Below are 25,192 nucleotides of genomic sequence, written 5' to 3' on the forward strand. Positions count from 1 at the left end.
CCCTGATTTTCTCATTCCATCTATCATTATGTCACTGAAACACCTTGCCCTGATAGTATTGATCTCTTCTGCCCGAATTGCGACGGCGCAGGAGGTTGCACCGCAGACTCCGGAATCCGACCGTGAACTCAGTCGTGCTCTGAAAGTCGCGAAGCTCGGCGATCGACTCTATCGGGAATGCGACGTATTTCGGCGCGTGATCGATCATCAACTATCTCAACAGCCAGCATCGCAAGTATCGAGCGTTCTATCGACCGAACCACTTCAGTCGCTCGGCGACACATCACTGGATATTACGCATTCCTCTTCAGACGAGTCTGAGACAACCGTCGCGATCAGCCGTACGAATCCAAACATGATCGTTGTCGGGTTCAATGACGCGGCACAAATAGCGAATGGGATAGGCATGACCGCCTGCGTTTCCACCGATGCCGGAAATACGTGGTCACGACAGCATTTGCCAAAAGTGAATTTCCACGGAGCAAACGCGTGGTGCGATCCTATTCTCACGTGCGATGATTCCGGCATGTTCTACTATGCCTTCCTCATCATCACACCCAACATGTCGCTGAGTGATATTATGGTCGGGCGCAGCAAAGACGGTCGGAATTGGGTGCTGGGGTCACCGGTTGTCGGTGACACGATCGCACCAACCAAACTGCAGGATAAACCCACGATCGCTGTCGATCGCGATCCGAACAGCCCATACCACGGGAGGCTCTATATTGCATGGTCGGAATATCCGTCACTCGCCGACACATTGTGGGATGGGATCAATTATGTGGCATATAGCGATGATCATGGCGTCAGTTGGTCAAAGCCGTTAGAGTATAGCACCGCATTCGGACACTTTGCAACACTGCGTATCGGCAAAGGCGGAACGGTGTTCATTTCTTCGAATAACTTTCGCGACGAGACCGTTGCCTCGTTCGCCGTGGAAGTCTCGCATGACGGCGCTAAGACGTTCTCTGAGTATCCGATCGCGATGCGACAAAAAGCATATCCCGTCGATCATAATGTCTATATGTATGCCATGTTAAAGGGGTCGAAGGGTTTCCGAATCGACCCCTACATTAGCTTCGATCTCGATCCCGAAACAAATGATCTGTTTGCCGTGTACGGATCGTACGACACGATCAAGAAAGCCGCCCGCGAATTCATCGTTCGTTCGACCGACGAAGGCGTGTCGTGGTCATCCCCCATTCAGGTAGGCGATCCAACGCTCTTAGGACTCGACCATTGTATGCCGTGGGTGAGCTTCGACCCCTCTACAAAAAAGGCATACGTAACAATGTATAGTTCTGAAGAGGATACAGCCAATGTGCTTATGCGGAGAGTTCGATACTCCTTCGATACACCAACGAACGCCGAGCCGCTCGGGACCCGACTTTTCAACCCACTCCTCGCTTCAGTCGCGACCGGGGGTCGTTGGGCTAATATGGGCGACTATACGTATAGCGATGCCTTCGGTGGCACGTTCGTCGATGTCTGGGCCGAGAACCGTCCACCCAGCTACAATGACGGCGATGTCTTCGCATACGTTTCTTCACCGGCGACACACGCCGGTGTGATCCGTCAACTCAATGCACCAACGATCGCGATCAGTGACCTCAGCCCGAATCCGGTGCATGGAGATCGGATCAGCTTCACACTGACCGGCGACCGTTCGAGGGAAGTACTCATTCATGTGCAAGACGTTCTGGGGCACGAAGTCTTGAGTGCCACTGCAAAGCTGGATGCAGGTACTCTCACAGATGTAACACTCGATATCGGAACGCTCGCCGCCGGGAGCTATCTCATAGTTATCGATGGCAATGACGAATCTGTCTGCCGGCGTTTTGTCATTGTTCGATAATTTCCCGAACGACCCGTGGCTGATATCTTCATCTCATACTCACGCAAAGACGCCGAAGCGGCGCTCGCATTAGCGGAGCGTCTGCGCAGTGACGGCGCGAGCGTGTGGATGGATACAGCCGCATTGGCGGCAGCCGAGACCTGGAGCGCGGAGATCGTCACTGCGATCGAAGGGTGTACGTTCTTCATCGTCCTGATCTCACCGAATGCTGTGGCGAGCAGAAACGTGACCAAAGAGGTGTCGCTCGCTTCGGAGTCGAAGAAGACGATCATCCCGATCGAGCTCGTGCGGTGCGAACTCAATCCCGCAATGAAGTATGCGCTCGCCGGCCTGCAGAAGGTGAAGCTCCACGATGAAGTAACACTGCACCGCAGCCTTTCCAAACTGGGACTCGCTCCGGGAGTTCATACTGCACCGTCGGCTCCCCAAGCAGTAGCATCGCCATCTCGTGCGGACTCTGGCCCCACACGCCTTGCCGTGTTTCCGTTCGAAGATCAATCGCCCACACGCGACCACGAGTGGTTCAGCGATGGGCTCACCGATGAACTGATCTCGATGCTCAACAAGGTCGATGCGCTGCTCGTACTCGATCGCAACTCGACGCGCGCATATCGCGATGCGAAGATGACGACCAAGCAGATCGCTCGTGAACTGCAGGTACGATATGTGATCGTCGGTGCCGTCCGCAAAGCGGGCGAGAAGATCAGGGTTCAGGCATCGCTCATCGATCCCGAGACCGGAAAGGTGCTGTGGGATGAGAAGTTCAACGGCACCATGGACGATATCTTCGAGATCCAGGAGAAGACGGCCCGAGATATTGTCGAAGGACTGAAGATCACGCTCACCCCGGCAGAACGCAGCTCACTCGATCAGAAGATGACGGACTCGCCCGAGGCATACGAACTGCTCATGCGAGCGAGCCGCAAACTCGATGAGGAAATGGATCATGCCGGAGGAACGCGCTTGGCAGAACGCGCCTTGGAGATTGATCCGAACTGTGCCGCAGCCCTTTATCTGATCTCGGTCGCGACGTCGAACCAATATCGAATCGGTAACCGATCCGATGCGTCACTGCTCGAACGCGAACGCGGACTCGTCAAGCAACTGATGACACTTGCTCCTGAGACGCACTATTGTTATATCGCCCGAGCAAATTATTACCTGAACATCGACGAGACGGAGCTCGCCGTGGAAATGGCGGAGCGAGCCGTCAGCGTTAGTCCGAAACGCCCCCGATCTCACGGTGTGCTTGGGTTTATTTATTCGCGTCTCAATCGTCCGGCCGATGCGGTCAGAGAATTTCGTCGTGCGATCGAGCTCGATCCGAACTCCGGTACTGATCATGTCAGCCTCTTGACCGTCCTCTTTGTCAGTGGAGCGCCGCTCGAACAATTGCGCGCCCAGTACCCGAACGTCAAACGACACCTTGACGCACGGATAGCTGAGTACCCCGACTCGCTCAGGATTCGGACGGAACTGCTGAATGCTGCCATCCAAGCGCAAATCCCGGACGATGCCGTAGCAGTTGCTGAAGCCATCCTCGCCAGAGGAGATGTGGACGCTGATACCGAATACTGTTGCGCCGAGGCCTTCGTACTCGCCGGCGATCTCGAGCGAGGCCGCACACATCTTCGCTCCGCGATCGATCGAGGCCAGGACACCTTCACCATTTGGGATGAATCCGGTTTCCTCCCGCTCAACGGCACGCCGGAATACGACTTCCTGGTTGCACATATTGCAAGAGACTAACGTGGCAGATATTTTCATTTCATACTCACGCAAAGATTCCGAGCAGGCACTCGCACTTGCCGATCGGCTACGCTCGAGCGGAGCGGATGTCTGGATGGACACCGCATCGCTGACGGCGGCAGAAACATGGAGCGCGGAGATAGTGTCGGCGATCCGCAGTTGTCACACGTTCATCGTGATGCTCTCGCCGAATTCGGTCACTTCGAAGAATGTGGTGAAAGAAGTCGGGCTGGCGTCGGAGCGCGACAAACGGATCATCCCGATCGTGCTCGAGCCATGCGTTCTCAGCGATGCAATGCAGTACGCACTCGCGGGCATTCATCACGTAAAGATCAACGACCGGGACGCATTGGACCGAGCATTAAGCAAGATCGGCCTCGTCGCAACCACCCCCGTCGCTGAAGCACCGAGCGACCCGGTATCTGCATTCCCCGACAACCTCATTCGCATCGCCGTGCTGCCGTTCGATGACCAATCCCCTGCCCATGACCACGAATGGTTCAGCGATGGCCTGACCGACGAACTGATCTTGACATTGAATAAGCTCGATGCACTCTTTGTGCTTGACCGGAAATCTTCGCAACTCTACAAGGATGCTCGCATCTCCGTGAAGCAGATCGCGGCCGAGCTCAACGTCCGCTACATCATTAGCGGCGCCGTGCGCAAAGCCGGACAGAACATTCGCGTGCAGGTGTCACTCATAGAGGCGACATCGGGCGTAACGCTCTGGGATGAAAAATTCTCGGGGACGATGGATGACATCTTTGAGATCCAGGAAAGAACCGCGTTCGACATTGCCGAAGGCTTGAAGCTGAAGCTCACGCCGGCTGAAATGCTCCTGCTCGAAGAAAAGACAACAACATCTTCTGAAGCGTATCGTCTGCTTCTGCAAGCCCGGGAAAAGAACAACAGCTTCGCCGACAGTGCCGGCGCCATTGAGGATCTCAAGCATGCCATCAGGATCGATCCCGGATTCCTTCCCGCATACGCGATACTCTCTGTCGCGTATGCAAACGAATATCGCAGCTCGAACCGTACCAACGCAACCCTCCTCGATCTCTCGAAACGAGCAATGGACGAGATCAGGCAAATCGATCCGAACTCGCCCTTCTACTATGGTCCATGCGCCAATTACTATCTGAATATCGGCGAGCGCGAACTCGCATTGGACATGGCGAACAAGCTCGTTGAGCTTCGGCCAAAACAATTTGTGTCGTACGCGATCCTCGGATTCATGCAGGATTCGCTCGGCAACTACCGCGAGGCGATGCGCGCGTTCCAACGGGCCATCGAGCTCGATCCGGCAACGGCCACGAACTATGTGAAGCTGGCTACCGCGGCGTTCCGACTGGGCGAAATGGATGCGATCGAATGGTGTTGGGAGAAAGGGCGGCCGTTGTACGAGCGCTTGATCGCAGCACACCCGGAACGGATGTGGGCCAAACTGGAGTACTTGTTTCTCTCCCTCTTTGCTGGGTATGTTGACATTGCTGTAGAAATGGCAGAATCGATCGAACGCTTACCTGACCTCCCTCTCGAGACCCATACGCAGCTTGCCGCAGTCTGGATGGCCAATGGCCAGATCGAGCGCGGGACCAAAGCGTTACAGTATGCGATCGACGGAGGGTATGTGGCGTTCGAAGGCATGGACCGACGTCTCTATCGCGCGATCGAAGGCACACCGTTGTACCAGTTCGTCCTCGATCACATTGTACGACCCTGACCAAGAGGCGGGCAACTCAACTCAAGTACGAGATAGGGCTACCAACCTCCTCTGACTCTCCCAGAATTTGTCCACAGCTCCTTGGACTATCACCCAAGATCGTGGCTCTCTGTGCCAATTGAATTATTTGTAACAACTTATATGTTTTGACATAGAATAGAGCAAGCCTAATGCATCATTGCTTCGTACACCCTGTCTGTTCGATCCAATGAATTGAATTACCTCTTTGATCTTAACTCATAATCTAAGGATACACGAATGTCAGAAAAGAAAATCATCGTCGTCTTCGGGGCGACTGGCGCACAGGGCGGCGGACTCGTCCGCGCGATCTTGAACGATAGCAATAGCGAATTCTCGGTGCGCGCCGTTACGCGTGACACCACTTCTCCGAAGGCGCAAGCGATTGCCGCAATGGGCGCAGAACTTGTTGCCGGTGATGTCGATGACATCGCTTCCGTGAAGAAGGCATTGCAGGGCGCGTACGGAGCGTACTTCGTCACGTTCTTCTGGTCGCACTTCTCGGCAGAGAAAGAGACCGCCGAAGCGAAGGCGCTTGCCGAAGCCGCGAAGGAAGCCGGCTTGAAGCATGTGATCTGGTCCACGCTCGAAGACGTACGTAAGTTCGTGCCGCTCGCTGACAGCTCGATGCCGACACTGCACGGCAAGTACAAAGTCCCGCACTTCGACGGCAAAGGCGAAGCCGATCAGTATTTCATCGCAGCGGGCGTCCCGACGACGTTCTTGCTCGCGTCATTCTACTGGGAGAATCTGATCTACTTCGGTTCGGGTCCGAAGCGTGGTGCCGATGGCAAGCTCGCACTGACTTTCCCGATGGGCAACAAGAAGATGGCGGGCATCGCATCCGAGGATATCGGTCGCTGCGCGTACGGCATCTTCAAGAAAGGTCCGTCGATGGCCGGCAAGCGCATCGGTATCGCGGGCGAACATCTGAGCATCGCCGAGATGGCGACGGCATTGTCGAAGGCGATCGGTGAAGAAGTAGTGTATAACGAAGTCACCCCCGATGTCTATCGCAGCTTCGGCTTCCCGGGTGCGGACGATGTCGGCAACATGTTCCAATTCTATCGCGACTTCGAAGAGGTGTGCAACACCACGCGCAATGTCAGCTACTCGAAAGAGCTGAACCCGCAGCTGCAGTCGTTCGAAACCTGGCTCGCAACCAACGCGAAGAGCATCCCGCTCGACTAAGCGCGAATCTCCGAGGTACGACCAGTACCGCAACCGGCCCCTGTCAGCTCGATCACCACGAGTGGCAGGGGTTTTGTTTGGCCGGCGAAATTCAAACCGCCTCCGTCGCAGCACATCCTTGAATCAACCACCCCAACCCCGCCTTGAAAAGGCGGGGCCTCTTGTTATCTTTGCTTACGCAGGTTCATGATTTGCCTACAAGGAGTATTCTGTGCTGCTTGAAGCTAAATGCGATTGCACTTGCGCACTAAAATCGTAATTGGCGTAAGCAAAGTAAATTAGATAGCCCCGCCTTTTCAAGGCGGGGTTGGGGTGGTTGATTCGTATTTTCGCACATGCTCCGCCGATTCAACAATAACCCGATCAACAAAGACCGCCGTCGCGAGTTACGCTCGAATCCTACGCGCGCGGAATCAGAATTGTGGCACGGACTTCGCAATCATCGCTCCGGGTACAAATTCCGCCGCCAGCAAGGGCTCGGGCCATTCATCGTGGATTTCTACTGCCCCGCATTTCATCTCGCGGTAGAAGTCGATGGCGCAACGCATGATTCGCTCGAGCAACAAGAGTACGATTCGCGAAGGAGCGAATACCTGCGTGCAAATGGAATCGACGCCATCCGCTTCACAGACGGCGAAGTGCTGTGGAGCGTAGATATCTGCGTAGCGAAGATCGCCGAACGGATCGAAGAGATCAAACGAGGACGTGGTGGCACATCGGAATCAACCACCCCAACCCCGCCTTGAAAAGGCGGGGCGTCTTATCATCTTCGCTTACGCCGGTTGAAGATATCCGTACATGGAATAGTTATTGCGGCGTACGCTGAACCCAGTTGCACTTGAACACCACATTCAAAATTGGCGTAAGCAAAGTACATTAGATAGCCCCGCCTTTTCAAGGCGGGGTTGGGGCGGTTGACCTCGGCCACCAGAATGAATGCCTGCAATAGACAGCTGTAATTCTAAAGCTACCCAGCATAATGAGTGCAAAGTAAAAGCCACGTCGTAATCGCTCGGCGAGCTATGAGCAAGAATTGCTGGCGTCGCTGAAGAACCCCGACGAAGCGCTCGCATATCTGCGTGTCTCATTTCAGGTCGACGACCCGCGAGTTTTCCTTACCACACTGCGCCGTGTCGCACAAGCCAACGGCGGTTTCACCGAACTTACCGCCCGCACCGGCCTCAACCGCGAGAACCTCTACCGAACGCACTCCCCCACCGGCAACACGAAGTTCGTCAATATCGAAGCAGTGCTGCGATCGTTTGGGATGAAGTTGACGGTGGAGAGGGTAAGCTGATTACGCGGACGACATCAGCCTCGATTCTCTCGAACGGATCGCCAAAGCCCTCGGAGTGGAGATCCAAGTGCTGCTGATGAAGCGAGAGTGAGCTTACTTGAGTAATCCCCCAAAAGCCTAGTATGATGCAACTTCGATGCAAAGAGAATGCAAACTCTATGTACCGCTAAGTAGTTATAGAACGGTATTGCCAAATAGAGCTACCACTCAAGTAGTAACAAGAATCTCGTTCGGGCACAGCATAGATGGCACAAATTAAGTATCTTACCGCTCTAATCCGAGCCCACGTTGAGGGTGATGAGACTACTTTCAGAAGGCTGGTACTTCAATTGGCATCAATCGAAGCGAGTGCCGGACATAGTCATGCTGCACAACAGATTAGAGAAGTACTCGACCAAAGTACCACTAAAGTACTCGGACAGCAAACAGGGAAACCCATTCCCTACGTAAATAGCCCTGGTACTCGTGTCGATCTCTCAGGACTACTTCATGCGAGCAATCGAGAGGAGCGTCTTGGAGATATCGTTCTGGCTCCTGCTACGAGACACACTCTTGAGCGCGTATTGGAAGAATGGCGTAACAGCTCTCTGTTGGAATCCCACAGCCTAAGGAAACGCAACAAACTCCTTTTAGTCGGACCTCCCGGATGTGGCAAGACTTTCTCTGCGAGAGTTCTAGCTGGTGAACTGCACCTTCCACTTTTCGTGGTAAGACTAGATGGTCTCATTTCCCGGTTTCTAGGAGAAACGGCCAACCATCTTCGGAATATTTTTGAGGCAATGCAATTGACTCCTGGCGTATACCTGTTTGACGAATTCGATGCCATCGGAACAAACCGTGGAGAGGGCAGGGACGTTGGTGAAATCAGACGAGTATTGAGCGCATTCCTTCTTCTTCTGGAAAACTTCGCGGGCAACAGTCTGATAATCGCTGCTACAAATTATAAGGACTTGCTGGATCATGCTCTGTTTAGGCGATTCGATGATGTTATTGAGTATCCCCTTCCATCACCACACGATTTGGAATCCCTATTCAAACTTAAGGTCTCCGGTTTCGTCCATGCTCCGATCGAGTTTCCCGAGCTTGCAAAACTTGCTACCGGTATGAGTTATGCAGATGCTACAAAGTGTGTGATGGAAGCTATGAAGAATACTGTCATTGCAAAAAAGTCGAAGCTCACCGAATCTTCAATTGTCAACGCAATCCTGGAAAGGAAAGGATTGAAATCTCAGGAACAATATCCCTCCAGCTAGTGATTACTAGCGAATGGCACGCAGATTTGAGCTAAAACACCTATCCCTTCCCGATCCTCTAAAAGAGGGCTACAAAGCTCCCCAATCCGGTCGGAAGATTGAAGTTCCTAGTCGTGATCCTGAAACTCACGCATCCGAACTAAGGAGACAATTAAGAGAAATAAAGCGGGATGCCCTTCCAGGGGACAGGATCGTTGCTATCAAAGGAAGTCCGTCTCTAATTGCCAAGTTGGACTCCCTAACTGATCGATCAAGAGATCAGGAGGTTCTGCAAACGCGACAGAGCGATAATAACAACCTAACTGCCATCGTCCGATTTTCGAGGCGTGGAATTGGAAAGTTCGAGCGGAAGCTGGACGCTTACCAATCCGGATCGAACTTGACGACGAAGAAGCCGAAAAACAACGATCTATTTGCAAGCATAGAAGGGATTACCCAAGCTCTACTAGAAGACCTGTTCGTTGGCGATCAAACCATTCTCCGGTCCGATCCAGCGATTCCACTATGGTGGGAGTTGTGGATTAGGGGTGGAGTATTAGAACCTCAACTAGCCAAACAGGCTCGGACTAAACTCTCCGAACTGGCAGACTCCTTAGATGTCTCCATCGAAATGGAGAAGAGGATAGTTCTTTCCGAAAGACAGATTTTGCTCGTTGAATTCACACTTGACCAACTGCGATGGTTGGTAGGAGAGTATGAAGACATTGCAGAAATTAGAAAGCCGAGTAGGACTGTAGTACAGAGTCTCTCACACGCCAGACACGTGATTGCTGACATTTCTGCACTAGCTAATCGGATTGAACCACCTAGTGATCTTATGGCCCCAAGCGTCGCCCTCATCGACACAGGCTTGAACGATGGACATTCGCTGCTAAACAAGATAATTGCGCAGGATGGTCTATTTTCAATAGACTCAGCTTCGGAATCGACAAGTGACTCATACCCTACAGGTCATGGAACTCCAGTGGCAGGGGTGGCGGCATACAGTGACCTTGCGGGACTGATTGGTGGTGGTGGACATGAAAAACTTGACCATTGGATCGAGTCTGTCCGAGTCCCGCGAGACGAGGATGGTTCTTCACGACACCTTTGGGGTGCAACAACAAAAGCCGCGATAGATAAGATTGAGCAGGGGCAGCCACGTCAACGAGTTTTCTGCTTGGCATGGGGCGCCGAAACTGACACCCCAACATACAGAACATCATGGTCCTCGGAGGTTGACATGCTGGCATACAACCGGGGAAAAGGACGTGTCGTCATGGTTAGCGGTGGTAACCTCCCTGATGGCAGCAACGATCATGGACGGATTCAACGCCCGACGGACTATCCACTACGCAACATGACAACCTTTCTACACGACCCTTCATTTGCTCTCAACTGCTTATGTGTCGGGGGATATACTGAACTCTGTGACATTCTCCCTCCCCGACCGAATCTTGAAGCACTTGCAAAACTCGGGCAGTTATCACCTTTTTCCAGGACCGGCCAAGCTGGAAAACCGATCAAACCAGATATTGTCTGTGAAGGCGGAAATCTTGTGTGGGATGGCTATTTCCTAAGCAACAATGAGGATGGACTTAGCATCTTAACGACTAGTGCAGATATACAGCGAGGCCCTTTCGAAAATGCATCGGGTACGAGTCCTGCTGTAGCTGCAGGTGCTCGTATTGCGGCCAAGGTGTGGGCCTCCAATACCAAACTGAGCCCACAATCCATTAGAGGACTAGTTGTGCATTCCGCCTCATGGACCGATGCAATGAACGAGCAATTTCCAGTCAAGGCGGACAGACTTCGTGCATTCGGATACGGTGTCCCTAATCTTGGGTTCGCGTGCAGAAGCGCAATATCAGCGACCACACTAATATCCGAGGATACAATATTTCTTCGGAAAACCGTCGAAAATCGGACCGTTGATGCTAGAGAGGTTTGTTTCTATGATCTTCCGTGGCCAAGACATTTCTTAGAGTCGATCCCAGACACAGAGGTAGAAATTAGAGTCACACTATCATACTTTGCTGAACCCAAATCCGGGGATGGCGCAGACTATCAAGGTGCTGCACTTCGATGGCGGATGCAAGGGCCGGTCGAAAAGGAATTGGAGTTTCTCAAGCGTGTGAATGCATCAAGAAGAGATGACGACGTTTCTACAGGCTTTAGTGATCCAATTCACTGGGAAATCGGTTACCAGTCCCGCAGCAAGGGTTCGGTGCAGTCTGATCGCTGGGTAACAACGGCTACCCAGCTTGCTGCCTGTGGAAAGATTGCTGTCTTTCCCAAATATGGCTGGTGGGACTATAACCGGGTCAAACGCCCCCACCAGGAGCTGGCATTTTCTCTTATCGTCTCCGTCACAGCAAAGGACGAGTCTATCGACCTGTATTCAGCGATTGAGAATGAGTTGAGAATCCCAGTTATTCTTGAAACCTAGCTCTTATGGTATAACCACGAGTAGCTTAACACAAAGTATGCCTATGCCCTCCATATAATTGCCGTGATATTTCAAGAATTCCGCCCGGCCGCGGGTGCCTCTTTCATTAACTTTTCAGAAATCGGTGATGGGCACCTTGACAACGGCCGGAAAATTTCGTATCTATGCACCATGAGAATTGTGCGACAATGGGCACCTACCCATATCTATCAAGAATTCGATCAGGAGCCGGCGGAAGCCGGCTCTTGTGCGTATGGGGGTGGGTGGTGTGTGTGCACAATCATGTCGTTGATATCAAAGCAGATAAAATGTAAACTAACCGTTTTGGGCACCTCACGTCGCAACCAGGAAAGGCCCCGGTGCGTTTACCCCGCTCGCTATGCTACTCGATCAGTTACAGTCAATTCACGACAAGTTCGCGGCCATCGAATCCGACCTCGCGGACCCGGCGCTCATGGGCGACCAGAAGCGCATGGCAGCGCTTGCACGCGAACGGCGTCAGCTTCTGCCGATCGAGGAGGCGTATCACAAGTATAAGAAGATGACCGACGACCTCGCAGGTGCCCGCGAGGTGCTGCGCGAGACGCGCGACCCCGAAATGCGCGAGATGGCCGAAGTCGAGATGCATTCGGTCGAAGAAGAGCTTGCGAAATACGATGAGGAGGTGAAGTACCTTCTCGTGCCGCAAGACCCCGACGACAGCCGCAACTGCATCGTCGAGATCCGCGCCGGCACGGGCGGCGACGAAGCCGCGCTCTTCGCCGGCGACCTCTACCGCATGTACATGCGCTACGCCGAGCGGCAAGGTTGGAAGATGGAGACCATCGACTACAACGAGACGGGTCTCAAAGGCTTCAAGGAAGTGTCGTTCTCGCTCGAGGGCGAGAATGTGTACGGCAAGATGAAATGGGAAGGCGGCGTGCACCGCGTGCAGCGAGTCCCCGAGACCGAACAGCAAGGCCGCATCCATACGAGCGCCGCGACGGTGGTTGTGATGCCGGAGGTCGAAGATGTCGAAGTGGACATCAATATGAACGAGGTTCGCGTAGATATCTTCCGCTCGGGCGGCAAGGGCGGACAGAACGTTAATAAGGTCGAGACGGCCGTTCGACTGACGCACATCCCGACCGGCATCGTCGTGAGTTGTCAGGACGAACGCTCGCAGCTCAAGAATCGCAACAAAGCGATGAAGGTGCTCCGCTCGCGATTGTATGAGCGTGCGAAAGAAGAGCAGGCAGCGAAGCTCGGCGCCGAGCGCAAAGCGCAGGTCGGCTCGGGCGACCGCTCGGATAAGATCAGGACGTACAACTTCCCGCAGGACCGCCTGACCGATCATCGCATCGGGCTGACGCTCCACAACCTCCCCGGCATTCTCGACGGCGACATCGACGGCGTCATCGAACAACTCCGTATCGACGACCGCGCCAAGAAGCTCGCTGCAGCAGGCGGATAACAAAAGAGCCGACCTACAGCCGGCTCCGGAGTCGAAACGATCGTAGGTTGAGTTAGTGCTTTGACAACCCATCGAGCGAGATCGTATAGGTCTTTGCGGTCGCATCGTACTTGACGGAATATTTCGTCGGGAAGTATCCGCTGCGCTGATACTGCGATGGCTGACGAACGTCGAACGATGCGTTCGGTTTCGTCTTGAGGAACGACCCGGCGCACATCGGTTCGAGAAACGCCATCGTGCCGTGATAGCTGCCGAAGACCATCGTGTGCTGGAATCTGCCGCCGTGAAATTCGGTGGCGGTCGTATCCATCCAATGCACACCCATCATTTCTTCGACCATACTGTCGCACATATAGCCGCCCGGCATATACTTCGGATCCATGCCCATCGAATCGCGTCCGGCATGGAAGCCCATCATATCTTGCATGGATGTCATATCGAAATGACAATCGAGGTGAGCACTATCGTACGGCGGCTCCGGGTCGCCTTCGGGGACCCAATCGATATCGACGTGATCGAACGGCGTCGCTGTCATCATTCCCATGCCCATCGTCATCGGGAACATGAGCGTGAGCGACGTATCGGTCTTCGGAAGCGTGTTGAATGCCGCTTCGCTGAACGTGACGCCGATCGAGATCGGCGCACCGCTTGCATCGGTCGTGACCCACGAACGAATGCTGTCGTTGCCGAAGCGAGCAACCTGGCCGACCGTCGTTCCAGCCGATGTGTTCATATTCATGGAAGTGTCGCTGCTGCAGGCGGCAAAGAATACCGCAAGGCATACAGCGAGAACAAAACGGGTGGAGGTGTTCGTCGCAGTAGCGTTCATAGAGATGATTGATTGTGTGAGCCTCCATAACACGATGCCTGAGAAAAGTATCCATATTACACCGTATCTTTGCAGGACCATCGTACATGCAGCATGCGTCGTCTGCTGCTCATTTCCATCATCAATAGATTGACTATGCGTACACTTCTCTCGTGTTCCCTTGCCATGATGCTGAGCCTGTCGTTCATTGCATGCAGCAAGTCGAGCGATACAACATCGGCAAACAACAACAACACACCTAACTCCGCCGGAACGAACCAGATCGTCGAGACCGTCGCTGGTATGCCAATGACATTCGTCTGTACCGGATCGAAATCGACGACGAACGGCCAGACGATGATCCAGGTCATCGGCGTTGACACCAGCGGCAAAGCGATTGTCGGCCTCTCGCTGACGAACGTCACCGCAACGGGTACGTATGACATCGGTACGGTCACGTTCAGTACCACGCCACAGACCATCTACCTGGACTATTCATATAACGACGCGAATGGGAGTACCATCGACTACAATTCGACGAATAACTCAAATTCGAAAGTAGGCACGATCACCATCACATCGCTCTCGCCGTTGAAGGCAACGTTCTCTGCAACACTGCCGCTTACACACGGTACGGCTGCCTCTTCGGTTGCGATCACGGGCGGCATGGCGAACGTGACGATCAACTAACTGTTGCGTCTGTAATCACCCGCTTTCTCTAATTGAATTAGGCCGTTTTGGGCTCCACTTTGGAGGCCGAAACGGCCTAATTATGTGTCTGTAAATTCTTTCAAAAAAAGGGATTCTTCTGGGAACCACCATGTTACTCTTGGGTAATCAACGGTTTCGCGAGCGTACCGAATAGTGAGTGAACGAGCTGTGTTTGTGGTTTCAAGGCGCTGTGAAGTTTACAGAATACTGAGACTTTCTTCTCCTTCCTTCCCGATTCTCCCGTTCTCCGATCGACCAGTATTCCCGCGCTACCACTTTGTTCCATTCGTATCTCAAGTGTGCTATGAAGATCTATGTAGGAGGTCTGCCCTACCAGGTGACCGATGAGCAGCTCGCTCAGGTATTTGCAGCATATGGCGACATACAGAGCGCGAAGATCATCATCGATCGTCAAACTGGTCGCAGCAAGGGCTTCGGGTTCGTCGAAATGGATGACGAGGCCGGAAAACGTGCGATGGATGAGCTCAACGGCGCCGAACTCGGTGGTCGTACGCTCACGGTAAACGAAGCGCGTCCGCAGGAAAGCCGACCGGGCGGCGGCGGTGGTGGTGGCTATCGCGGCGGTGGCGGCGGTGGTTATCGCGGCGGCGGCGGTGGCGGTGGTTATCGCGGCGGTGGTGGCGGTGGCGGTGGCTATCGCGGCGGCGGCGGCGGAGACCGTAACGGCGGCGGTGGCGGTCGTTGGTAACTCAACCCCTATAAATGTTAAACGGCTCGGGAATCTCACGAGCCGTTTCTATTTCTACCAATTTCGAAATCGTGACGTGCGCGCTACTCTGTTCGTGATTACCTGAAACGATCGGCAGTTGCTCTGTATAATATCGTCATTCTGAGCGAAGCGAAGAATCCCTTGATGAAACGTAGTGAGGCTCCGCCATAGGGATTCTTCGCTTCACTCAGAATGACGGCTTCCTATACCATTTCAAACTGGGCACTACGAAACGATCGTCAGATACACGACCACATATCTACGGTGTTGTTTCACCGCGTTATATAGAGCAGCACGTTGCAGGGGAAAGCAAATACTTCCCCCTGCACTTAACCTACTGATGCACGAACCGGATGCGTTCGTCTGCAGTGGTACTGTGAACCTCAAGAAGATACGTGCCGCATGACAGGCCATGCAACGGGATCGTAACCTCCTGCTCGCTCGTCGTCACACTCGCGACCGATCTGCCAAGCATATCGTAGATCGTGAACGTCTGCAGTCCGTCCGGCATAGCGACCTTCACTCGAAGTTCGTCATGTGCCGGGTTCGCGGCAATCGTCAATGCACTGCGATCCGTCTTCGGCTCGTTCACCAATGCATCACTCTTCGTCGTGAAGGAGAAGGGTATCCCGAATGCGCTCTTCGCACCGCCGTCACCGAGCGCCTGCACACGCCAGAGATATGGCGTATTGGTATAGAGTCTATGCACAATGCATTCGGTATCGGTCACCGCCGTATCGACGGAGAACGAACCGAGATTCGGATCCTGCGATATCTGGAGGCGATACCCCGTCGCATTTTTGATCTTCGACCAGACGAACATCAGCGTAGTATCCTGGTTAGCCGAATTATCCGGCGGTGAAATGAGCGTTGGGATCGTCAGCGATTTCGAGGCTGTCGTAAAGCTCCAGATGTCGGACTGCGAACCGCTGCCGCCACTATTCGACGCCGTGACACTCCAATAATATTTCATCCCTGCTACGAGCGTGTCCGGCGTGAAGCTAAGCAGTCCGGTGTGCTGCGTTTGCACGACGTTATTCATCGTGGCATCGGTGGCGATCTCAACGGTATAGCTCGTTGCGCCGCTCGCCGCCTGCCAACTCAGCGGCACGACGGTCGAAACGTTCGTCGCAGTATTTGCCGGGCTTACAAGCACCACTTTCTCGGGCGGATTCACTTTCGGTGCCGTGCGACCGACACGCATCCCGTTGCCGAAGCTCGACACCCAGATCTCGGTCGTGTCATACGGATTATAGAATACGCGCATCGGCTGACGGAACGGATACGACGACACCTGCACAAGGTTATACCCGATGTCATGGCGATTGCCGCAATACCATAACCCGTCAACTTCGCTCGTGACATACATCGCGTCGGGGTTATTCGGGGAGAACGTGATCGAGGTCACGCCCTGCATCGACTTCATCAACTTCCAGGTCACCCCCGCATCCGTCGTGCGATACAATCCGCCGAGTCCGTTTGCCTGCCCGCCCCAACCACTATAGACTCCGGCATACCAGGTCTGCTCGGTGTTGTCGTACGGATCGACGACAACATCCATCGTCCAATACTTCATCGCATTGTCCGACCGATCAAGCCAGGTCTTTCCCCCGTCGGTGCTCAGGAAGACGCCGGAGCTCGCGGTAAAATTATTCGTGCGATGCCCGCTATACGATGCGAGGAGATTGCCGTTGCGCAGCGGATGAATCACGAACGGATGTCCTTCGGTTCGCGGCGGAGCTGCAAGTTTTGTCCAGGTGGACGATCCACCGATGGCCGCATCGTGGCTGACGTAAATCCCGCCGCTTGAACTATTAACAACACAGGCATAGACGGTATGGGAGTTCAGCGGATCCGCCTCGATCCAAATCACCGGATGACCGAAGTCGTGATCGAGCTGCCAGGTCATGCCCTTGTCGGTCGAGAAGAGTACCTTCCCGTGCCCACCGTCGATGCGGCTATCGGTGAGTGTCGTGCTCTGGTACATGTCATGCACACTGCTGGTCGCTCCGTAGGCGATCGTGCCGCTAAAAAGTGTTGTATCCTTGAAGGAAATCACTTGATACATCGTGTTATCGGTGTGACCGGTGTAACCGAAGCCCCACGTCGTCCCGCCGTCGGTGCTGCGCGTGCCTTGAATATCAGAATAGCTGCCGAAGAGTGTGTTCTTATCGAACCACGTAATGTTCCAGTTCGTCGTGTTCTCGAGGCCGACACTGTGATAGCTGCGTCCCGTTGGCGTCGGAGCGGACTTCGGGTTCAGATCGGACGCCGGGATGTATGCCGCATGCCACGTTGCACCGCCATCGGTGCTGATATGTGCGAAGCCGAGATCGGTCATCACGAGTGTATTCGCATCGCTCGGCGCGCACTGGAAGCCGAGTGCATACTCGCCGTAACTCCACTGGCGATCGCCACCCTGTCCGCTCCAACCGGTATAAATGTTCTGATTGTTGCCGGTGCGGAAGACACTGTTCCAGTTCGCACCGCCGTCGGTCGACTTATACACTGTCGGTGCCGAGTTCGTGCTGCCTCCTGCAACATAGACCGTGTTGATATCGCCCCTCGGCATCGACACAAAGAACGGCTCTGCCGATGCATCGATCCCGTTCGTCACTTTCGTCCATGTCTTCGTCGGCCAGTCACACCGATAGATCGACTTGTACTCGCTATGATCGGCTCCGGTGATACCGGCATAGACCTGGCCAAGCGTGACACAAAACAGGCGGATCGAATTTCCGGTCTTCGCACCGGCAAAACTCACGATAAACTCCCCCTTCGGGATGCCGCCCATCGAGACGGTGTCGAACGTGTTTCCTCCGTCGTTCGAAACGAGCAGCCCTTCGTTCGTGCCGAAGAAAATATTGTTGCCGTCATAGAACGCACCGCCAACGGCAAGGCCAGCCGCATTATTATTTGTATGATAGACCGGTCCGAACGACTGCGCACCGACGCTCGACCAATACATCGTATTGTAATCCGACATCATAAGGTGCATATTATTATTCGGATCCGCCCAGATCGTGTAGGCATTATCCGCCGTCGCGTCGTTGAGCACGACTTTCCAACTCGCACCGCCGTCGGTGCTTTTCATTGGACGCATGTGATCGGTGCCATACGTGTTCGACCCGTCAATCGCATACACCACGCCGCCGTTCGACCATTGCACCATTGCCATCTTCTGCGACTGGATCGAACGAAAATCGGGGATGCTCCAGGTTGCGCCGCGATCGGTCGAGTGAAAGAGCTCGGTCATGTCGCATGCGAGATAGAGTTCGTCCGGGTTGGTCGGGTTGAAACTCGGCGAGAACAGCGCGCCGCCGCCGCCCGGACCGCGCGACTCGAACGATGTAGGCTGCGCAACCGCACTCGCAACCATCACGGAGGATACACAGGCGAATATTACGAAGGCCAATAGTCTATTCATCATGAGCGAAATTCCTCGAAAGATTCAATGATACAATGTCTGCAACAGTACAAAGTTACACCCAAGACCGGCACGGGCGGGGATTCGCCCGAACCGGCACCTGGGTGTAACGCCTACACAACAATTGCCGGGGCTGTCGCCTGAAACGACGTGCACAAGAGACTGGCGCAGCCCCTGCCTGAGCGAGCGCTCAACTTATTTCACATTCACCATCACGTTGATGGTCCCGACGCCCTTCCCGCTGAAATCGCCAAGCGCTTTGCCGATGATCGCACCGAGCATCTTGCTCTTGTTCGTGCCCTTCATCGCTACGCCGCTCTTGCTCGAGGTCACGAGCAGATCGCCGCGCTTGATCGGGCCGTTTTCGGTGCAGACCTTGGTCGGGATGACACCGACCACGCCCATCGGCACGAGATCGGAAATATCTTGCGTCACGTCGCGCTCGGTCAGGAGCACGCCGGGCTTCGTCGCGTACACGCCGCTGACGAGTGTTGAATACGGCTTGTTCGATTTGGCCACGCGACGGTCGGCGTTCGTGCTGATGACGAGCACGTCACCGGGCTCATAGCTTGCGCGGTCGCCATCGACAGCAAATGCCTCGGCAACGTCGGCACCGGAATTCTGCGTGCCGCCGTTAAAGAATCCCTTGCCAGTGCGATCGATACGCGCAACGTTCGAGCCCGATGCCTGGAATACCGCGAGGTTACCGCTGGTCCCACTATGGTTGACCCAGAGCCCGGTGCCGGTACCGCTCACCGTCGCCTGCACACCGTGACCGTCAACCGATTTGCCCCATACGCCATACGCCGACGAACCGCTGTTCGCTTCGCCGATCACGCCGGTGCCGTTCGATGCGGTGGACGATCCCTTCACGCCGGCACTGCTGGCCGAATACGTTGCCTGGGTTCCGAAGACACCGTTGCCCGAGCCGGCCGATTTGCCGACGAGTGCATCGGACGAGTTCGAGTTGCTCGTGATTTGGAAATACCCGCCCGAGCCGCTCGTGCTGATACCGTACACACCCGTGCCGGCATTCGCCGTTGCGTAGATCGCAATGCTATTCGTCGTAGTGCTCGACGACGATGCATACAACGCACCCTGACTCGTCGAAGAATTGGTGTTCGCGAACGAACCCGCATACCCGCCGCTGCCCGCAGTTGCCGAGCTGATCGCATTCGACGTACTCGACGAGTTCGAGATCGAGAACTGACCCGCAACGCCGGTTGAGCTCGTCGCATACAACCCTGTGCCGCTCGAACTCCAGGCATACACACCCGTGCCCGAAGTCGATTCGCCATAGACGCCACGACCGGAGACCGTTGTACCATAGACGCCCCATCCGCCGCCGGCTTGCGAGCCTTCGACGCCGATGCCGAGCGACGACGTACCGTCGTTCTTGCCATACACGGACACCGAACCGTCGCCCTGCGACGTGTTCGTCAACTCGCCTTTGATCGCAACCGCACCGCTTGACGTCGAGGCAGACTGGCCCACGATCGCGCCGGTCGTGCCGCTTGTCGAAGAGCGCACCGCCGTGATCACGCTGCCACTGCCGTTGGTCGTTGCATAGACGGCATCCGACGTGTTCGCATTGTTCGAGATCTCGAAGTAACCGGCATGTCCTACGTTGCCGATCGCATAGAGGCCGTTGCCCGAATCTGCTTTTGCATACACGCCCGGCGTTTGACCGGCACCGCGACCGAACACACCTGCATATCCGTTGCCGCCTTTGCTCGTGCCGACCACACCGTAGTAACCCGGACCTGCATCGGCCCACACCGACGCTGCGGTCTGTGTACCGATCCCTGCGCCGCCGCCACCGATGGCCGCGATCACTGTGCCGCTATTGCCGCTGTTGGTTACGCTGAAGATGGGACTATTGCCATTGGTACCGCTGCCGGTGAACGGAAGCGTGAGTCCGCCACCGCCGCCTCCCGTGTTATCTGTTCCCGGAGCCCATGCGGTGCCGTTCCACTTGAGTACTTGACCGCTCGATGCACCGCCGGATTTCAACTTCGACAGCGAGAGCGCGCCGTCGGCGATGTGTACATCGGAGATACAATTACCGAGGATCTGAATGCCAGTCACTTGGTTCGCGCCGATCTTCGCGGAGGTCACCGCGTTGTCGGCGATCTTCGCTGTTGTTACTTCGCCGTCGCCGATCTTAGCCGTCGTGACACTTCCGTCAGCCAGCGCGGTATTCTTCACGCCGCCTGCCGCAATATTGATCGTTGCCGTCGGACCGTTTGCATTCGTAACGGCGAGCGAACCGTCGGTCGATTGCACGCCCTGAATGCCGTTGCCACCGCCGCCGCCGGACGAGCTAATTGTGAAGACACCGCCGACGTTCGACACCGTCGTGCCGCCGCCGCCCTGAATCGTGATCGCGCCGTGTTGATTATTGATGCTGGTGACTGCGCCACCCGCATCGACTGTTGCCGCATGCAGCGCATACGGTACGGCGGTCAGTGCCGTGCGAGGCGCAAGCTCCGCTGCGCCGTCGATCGACACGCCGATCCAATACGGTTTGTCGAAACCGAGCGCGGCATCGATCGCAGTGGTCGAACCAAGCGTCACGCTCAGAACGCCGCCAGTGATCGTGGTGGTGAATGTCTCGCTATGCAGCGCCGATCCGCCGTTCGGCTGATCGTAGAGTTTGACGGTGACTGCATGCGAACCGGTCACCGGTTGCTGCGATCCGTCGAGAACATAGCCTTGGTAGCTCAGTGTGCGGGGAGCCTGCGCATAAGAAACATTGAGTGCGCCTATCACGAGCAAGCAAGCAATTGCAATTCGTGTGCGAATAGTCATAGTAATAGTGAATAAATGTGTGGAATGAAACAGGTGATGATAGACACTGACGCGCGGGATCGTTGTGAACTCTCTCTTTCGACGATTGTCAAATAAAAAACGTCCGTTGCGTCTTGGCAATGGAAATTTATTTATGCGGCGATCGCACGGTCGGCGTTCGCAGCAGCCTTCATCGTGCTCGAAAGCACGGTGTACACGTCGACCCATGCAGCACGCACGTCGGGGGTGAACTCGTCGCCGAGCCCTTTCTCCAGCGTCCAGAGCAGTGCAGTCGCGACGGTCTCGTACATCTGGTCGGTGACGCCATAGCCGCTATGGCTGCGACCGAGATGTTCGACTGCCGGAACGAGCGTTTCGAGATTGTCGAGACCCTTGACGGCAAGGCCGATCATGTTCATGAGTTTGCGACCCTGTTCCTTCATGTCGCTATGGAACAGATGTCGAAGCGAGGGATCGAGTTCGAAGAGCTTTTTATAAAAGAGCTCGGCTGCGGTATCGGCGATCGGCGCGACCTTCTCGAAAGAAGCCTGCACCAGTTGTTTCGTTTGTTCGGTCATTGTAATATTGAGTATAGTGAATGATTATTAAAATGACGGCCCGCTACAGTCTGACGAGTAGCCTCGAATTCCCATAGCGGGCCGTGTGTCGTTTGATACTAGCCACAGAGAGGGAGTACCAATAAAATTTGGGCCCTACTGTTGTCCGCTCGGCTTGGCGAGTGCAGTACCGCATTCGGTACAGTAGAGCGCAAGGCGGTCGGCGACTTCCGCGCCACATCGCCCGCACCGGCGTGCAAGGTCCGCTCCGCAATACAAGCAATATTTGCTTGAGCGGTAATTATAGGTCTTGCACCGATCACATTCGATAAGTCCTTCAAACTGTTCGTGTCCGTTCCTGCGCACCGGTATGTTCTCTGACATATTGTCATCGCACCTGTCAAATTGAATTTGCGATCGATCGATATTTTCAATTCAAATTCGATATACCCAATATATCGGGCCATGACCAAATTTGCCCGTCCGGGTGACCAACATTCGAATTTTTTCGGACAAGAATTGCACTTTCTTCGGCCAAGATGGCGATTATCGCGCAGAATCGGCAGTAGGAAGTTTCGGGAGGGTAATATTATTGGAGGATGAGTCGAGATACAGGCTTGACTATCGTATCAGCTCTGGCGCATGCTCGTGGTCGTTCGATGAATACGAGATGAGAATCTCAGTCACTGCTTGTCTCCTCGGCAATGCGACCGCGCAATTCGTCAAGTATCGCTTCGAACTCCGGGGTATTACGGACGGGATCGAAGTCCGGAAGTTCTGTGACCCAGCCGATGGTACGCAGCCCACGATTGATCGAGCGACGGAGCGCGCGGAACGCGCGATCGGTATGACCAATGTGGATATACACACAAGCGATATTAAACAGCGTACGGGGGTCTAATTCTTCCATGGCTTCTACATTCTCGGCTTCCTCGAGTGCACGTTCTTCGTGCCCTGCCCATTCTAAGAGCGTGATGTAATCCACACGAGATCCCCAATCGTCGGGGTGACTACGAAGATGAGCCTCGAACACAGGAATGGCTCGCTTTGACGCATCGCGCATACGTTCGCGGTCGCCCAATTCATAATACGCGACGGCTACCCGATTACTTAGCTCCGCCTTATCCGGATTTAGATCGGCAGCGGTCGTCCAGGCCTGTGCCGATTCTTCCAGCCTTCCGAGCGAGCGGTACGCCAATGCAAGCGATTGATAGGCTGCAAAATTTTCGGGGTCTCGTCGAACAGACTCCAGTGCATGCTCCAGCGCAGTATTTCCATCGCGTTCCATTTGCGCCAATAAACTGCGCAATTCCGAAACATCGCTGGTGGGACCGACAATAGATGCAGCACGCTCAATGTGTGCGCGAGCCGTCCGAAGCACGTCCTGGCCTTGCTCGTGCAGGCTGTAGAGCCGGATGATCGTCGCGGCAAGCTCAAGATGTCCTTCGGCGAAACTCGGATCGAGCTCAACCGCACGACCAAGCAATGAGACCGCCGCCTCATGACCGTCTCGTGTCATTGGCTGCGAACATTCACGTGCCCGAAGGTACAACTCATACGCTTCGGCATTCTGCGTCGGCCGAGCTTCCAACGCTCGTCGCTCAACTTCGCTGATCACCAGCCGGAGACCATCAACGACTCGTTCGGCTACCTCATCTTCGATCGCGAAGAGATCGCTAATGCTCCCTCGCAAACTTTCCGACCATATATGGTCGCCTGAGCGAATATCGAGCATCATTACCGTAACCTTGAGCGTATTGCCCAGCGTACGGACTTGTCCTTGCACGAAGTATCGGACTGCAAGTTCGCGGGCAAGGTCCACCGTCTTGACCCTGCTTCCCTTAAAATGTTGTGTGGTGTTCCAGTCGACAACTCGGACCTCGGGGAGTCTGCTCAATCGCGAGATGAGCTCGCTGCAGAGTCCGTCGGCAAGCCAGGCTGCCTCACTGGTCGGAGTGAGATCGTCGAATGGCAATATCATGAGGCTCATGCGCGAATCTTGTTTCGAGCGCACGACAAACGTATTAATATCGCCGATCGTCAGGCCGAGTTTCGAAAGCCCCCGAGCAATGCCTGTTGCATCATTCAAAGGGATGCGTTGGATGCCGGCAAGATGATACGCCAGATCGTCCGGCATGTTTGCAGGCTCCAACTGGATAGGCAGAATTCCTTTTCGATGTTCTGCAGCAAGCGCAACCTCCTTGCTGACATTCTCGGAGCGAACCGAAGCGGTGCTTAAGAGCACGATCACCACGCGCGAAGCAACAATCGCGCGAGAGATCTCAGCGGACCAACTGGCGGACGCTTCGATCGAGGTTCTATCGATCCAGACCTCTATACCCGCGCTCGTGAGCTGCTCTACAAGCTCATCAGCCTGGGTGCTGTCCTTGCGGGAATACGAGATGAAGATCTCAGCCATGCAGGTCTACGATCGGTGTGTGCGAAGCGGAGTGATGTCGCCTCGCGATGCGCTGTGCCGTTCGTTCCGGAAAGAGAAACAGTCCGAACATGCCTGCGGAGAGGACGAGACAGGTTGTCACACTTATCAATGAGACGAAGAAGATCCCAAGAGACACGACACACGACAACAGATAAAGGGTATCGTTTGCTCGAAGCACCGTTGCGGATTCGGCCGTTGCCAGGCCGTTCCTGCTCGCATAGTGCCACAAGCAGCCCATCGTCGATCCCATCAGCGCGAAGTTGCCGGTGTAGATGACGACCGCCGTGCCCGACTCCGCCCCTTGCAAATATTTCGAGAGCACTGCTGTCACGAACGGCGTGACCGAGACGACGAGCAACTTGAGCCCGTTGAGCAAGAGTACCTGCCCGTTGCTGCGACGAATAAACTGAAACATGTAATGATGATTGATCCAACAGACAAGAATCGTGAAGAACCCAACCAAGAACGCCAGAAAGGTCGGCCAATCGGCCAGCAGTCCCTGGACGAGCGAGCGGCCCGGCACCGGCACGTGGATGTCGAGCACCAAGAGCGTGATCGCAATGGCAAACACGCCGTCGGTAAATGCTTCGAGGCGCGATGTGCCGCTCGTAAGTGTGTTTCGTTTTTCCATCGAGGCGGTGCGAATCTGGAATGCACAAACCTTTGCGCGGACAGCGCGTACGGTACGACGAACTGTAAAGATACGCTAAAAACGTTCGTACGTCAGTCGTTAACCGAGTATGAGATTTAACAAAAGAAGCA

The 25,192-nt window shown here is 54.8% G+C and carries 18 protein-coding genes; 11 read left to right on the forward strand and 7 right to left on the reverse strand.

What is annotated here, in order from left to right; genetic code table 11:
- Positions 1-28 precede the first annotated feature (28 nt).
- The 9 genes from JSS75_08970 to prfA all read left to right on the forward strand — a co-directional run bounded on the left by JSS75_08970 (position 29) and on the right by prfA (position 12,967).
- Positions 29-1,855, forward strand: coding sequence for a hypothetical protein (locus JSS75_08970; protein ID MBS1903821.1), 1,827 nt, complete (start codon positions 29-31; stop codon positions 1,853-1,855).
- 15 nt (positions 1,856-1,870) lie between these two features.
- Complete coding sequence (locus JSS75_08975) at positions 1,871-3,604, forward strand: TIR domain-containing protein (protein ID MBS1903822.1); 1,734 nt, start codon at positions 1,871-1,873, stop codon at positions 3,602-3,604.
- 1 nt (position 3,605) lies between these two features.
- On the forward strand, positions 3,606-5,327 hold the full coding sequence (locus JSS75_08980; protein MBS1903823.1) for a TIR domain-containing protein: 1,722 nt from the start codon (positions 3,606-3,608) through the stop codon (positions 5,325-5,327).
- Between the two features lie 258 nt (positions 5,328-5,585).
- The gene (locus tag JSS75_08985; protein MBS1903824.1) at positions 5,586-6,536 is read left to right on the forward strand and encodes an NmrA/HSCARG family protein; all 951 of its coding nucleotides are present in this window, start codon (positions 5,586-5,588) and stop codon (positions 6,534-6,536) included.
- Between the two features lie 335 nt (positions 6,537-6,871).
- Complete coding sequence (locus JSS75_08990) at positions 6,872-7,282, forward strand: DUF559 domain-containing protein (GenBank protein ID MBS1903825.1); 411 nt, start codon at positions 6,872-6,874, stop codon at positions 7,280-7,282.
- Between the two features lie 287 nt (positions 7,283-7,569).
- Positions 7,570-7,833, forward strand: a complete 264-nt coding sequence (locus JSS75_08995) for a transcriptional regulator (protein MBS1903826.1) — start codon at positions 7,570-7,572, stop codon at positions 7,831-7,833.
- A gap of 245 nt (positions 7,834-8,078) precedes the next feature.
- Complete coding sequence (locus tag JSS75_09000; GenBank protein MBS1903827.1) at positions 8,079-9,086, forward strand: ATP-binding protein; 1,008 nt, start codon at positions 8,079-8,081, stop codon at positions 9,084-9,086.
- Between the two features lie 13 nt (positions 9,087-9,099).
- Entirely contained in the window at positions 9,100-11,514 is a 2,415-nt protein-coding gene (locus JSS75_09005) for a S8 family peptidase (protein MBS1903828.1), read from the forward strand.
- Positions 11,515-11,893: 379 nt separating this feature from the next.
- A complete protein-coding gene (gene prfA, locus JSS75_09010; protein ID MBS1903829.1) occupies positions 11,894-12,967 on the forward strand; it encodes a peptide chain release factor 1 in 1,074 nt (357 codons plus the stop codon).
- A gap of 52 nt (positions 12,968-13,019) precedes the next feature.
- Here prfA and JSS75_09015 read toward each other — a convergent pair whose 3' ends face one another.
- Entirely contained in the window at positions 13,020-13,700 is a 681-nt protein-coding gene (locus JSS75_09015) for a DUF5602 domain-containing protein (GenBank protein ID MBS1903830.1), read from the reverse strand.
- Positions 13,701-13,931: 231 nt separating this feature from the next.
- On the opposite strand from JSS75_09015, the gene JSS75_09020 reads away from it, so the two are divergent.
- Together JSS75_09020 and JSS75_09025 are read left to right on the forward strand one after the other, a co-directional pair.
- On the forward strand, positions 13,932-14,465 hold the full coding sequence (locus tag JSS75_09020) for a hypothetical protein (GenBank protein MBS1903831.1): 534 nt from the start codon (positions 13,932-13,934) through the stop codon (positions 14,463-14,465).
- Positions 14,466-14,790: 325 nt separating this feature from the next.
- Positions 14,791-15,195: an RNA-binding protein gene (locus tag JSS75_09025; GenBank protein MBS1903832.1), complete on the forward strand. Its 405-nt coding sequence runs from the start codon at positions 14,791-14,793 to the stop codon at positions 15,193-15,195.
- A gap of 355 nt (positions 15,196-15,550) precedes the next feature.
- Here the strand turns inward: JSS75_09025 and JSS75_09030 are convergent, their stop codons facing one another.
- The 6 genes from JSS75_09030 to JSS75_09055 form a co-directional block, all read right to left on the reverse strand.
- Positions 15,551-18,643 carry a T9SS type A sorting domain-containing protein gene (locus JSS75_09030; protein ID MBS1903833.1) on the reverse strand — a complete coding sequence of 1,031 codons (3,093 nt, stop codon included), beginning with the start codon at positions 18,641-18,643 and terminating at the stop codon, positions 15,551-15,553.
- Positions 18,644-18,838: 195 nt separating this feature from the next.
- Positions 18,839-21,454, reverse strand: a complete 2,616-nt coding sequence (locus tag JSS75_09035; protein ID MBS1903834.1) for a hypothetical protein — start codon at positions 21,452-21,454, stop codon at positions 18,839-18,841.
- A gap of 131 nt (positions 21,455-21,585) precedes the next feature.
- Complete coding sequence (locus JSS75_09040; GenBank protein MBS1903835.1) at positions 21,586-22,011, reverse strand: hemin receptor; 426 nt, start codon at positions 22,009-22,011, stop codon at positions 21,586-21,588.
- A gap of 135 nt (positions 22,012-22,146) precedes the next feature.
- Entirely contained in the window at positions 22,147-22,374 is a 228-nt protein-coding gene (locus tag JSS75_09045) for a zinc ribbon domain-containing protein (protein MBS1903836.1), read from the reverse strand.
- Positions 22,375-22,669: 295 nt separating this feature from the next.
- Positions 22,670-24,409, reverse strand: coding sequence for a TIR domain-containing protein (locus JSS75_09050; GenBank protein MBS1903837.1), 1,740 nt, complete (start codon positions 24,407-24,409; stop codon positions 22,670-22,672).
- Positions 24,402-25,061, reverse strand: coding sequence for a DUF1211 domain-containing protein (locus JSS75_09055; GenBank protein ID MBS1903838.1), 660 nt, complete (start codon positions 25,059-25,061; stop codon positions 24,402-24,404). The genes JSS75_09050 and JSS75_09055 overlap by 8 nt, the downstream gene beginning before the upstream one ends.
- Positions 25,062-25,192: the final 131 nt, after the last annotated feature.

The sequence above is a fragment of the Bacteroidota bacterium genome (assembly GCA_018266755.1).
Taxonomy (GTDB): domain Bacteria; phylum Bacteroidota; class Ignavibacteria; order Palsa-1295; family Palsa-1295; genus JAFDZW01.

Coding starts and splice junctions, on each gene's coding strand:
- JSS75_08970 (MBS1903821.1), top strand. CDS start 29: ATGTCACTGAAACACCTTGCCCTGATAGTATTGATCTCTTCTGCCCGA.
- JSS75_08985 (MBS1903824.1), top strand. CDS start 5,586: ATGTCAGAAAAGAAAATCATCGTCGTCTTCGGGGCGACTGGCGCACAG.
- JSS75_08990 (MBS1903825.1), top strand. CDS start 6,872: ATGCTCCGCCGATTCAACAATAACCCGATCAACAAAGACCGCCGTCGC.
- JSS75_09000 (MBS1903827.1), top strand. CDS start 8,079: ATGGCACAAATTAAGTATCTTACCGCTCTAATCCGAGCCCACGTTGAG.
- JSS75_09005 (MBS1903828.1), top strand. CDS start 9,100: ATGGCACGCAGATTTGAGCTAAAACACCTATCCCTTCCCGATCCTCTA.
- prfA (MBS1903829.1), top strand. CDS start 11,894: ATGCTACTCGATCAGTTACAGTCAATTCACGACAAGTTCGCGGCCATC.
- JSS75_09015 (MBS1903830.1), bottom strand. CDS start 13,700: ATGAACACATCGGCTGGAACGACGGTCGGCCAGGTTGCTCGCTTCGGC.
- JSS75_09020 (MBS1903831.1), top strand. CDS start 13,932: ATGCGTACACTTCTCTCGTGTTCCCTTGCCATGATGCTGAGCCTGTCG.
- JSS75_09025 (MBS1903832.1), top strand. CDS start 14,791: ATGAAGATCTATGTAGGAGGTCTGCCCTACCAGGTGACCGATGAGCAG.
- JSS75_09030 (MBS1903833.1), bottom strand. CDS start 18,643: ATGAATAGACTATTGGCCTTCGTAATATTCGCCTGTGTATCCTCCGTG.
- JSS75_09035 (MBS1903834.1), bottom strand. CDS start 21,454: ATGACTATTCGCACACGAATTGCAATTGCTTGCTTGCTCGTGATAGGC.
- JSS75_09040 (MBS1903835.1), bottom strand. CDS start 22,011: ATGACCGAACAAACGAAACAACTGGTGCAGGCTTCTTTCGAGAAGGTC.
- JSS75_09045 (MBS1903836.1), bottom strand. CDS start 22,374: ATGTCAGAGAACATACCGGTGCGCAGGAACGGACACGAACAGTTTGAA.
- JSS75_09050 (MBS1903837.1), bottom strand. CDS start 24,409: ATGGCTGAGATCTTCATCTCGTATTCCCGCAAGGACAGCACCCAGGCT.
- JSS75_09055 (MBS1903838.1), bottom strand. CDS start 25,061: ATGGAAAAACGAAACACACTTACGAGCGGCACATCGCGCCTCGAAGCA.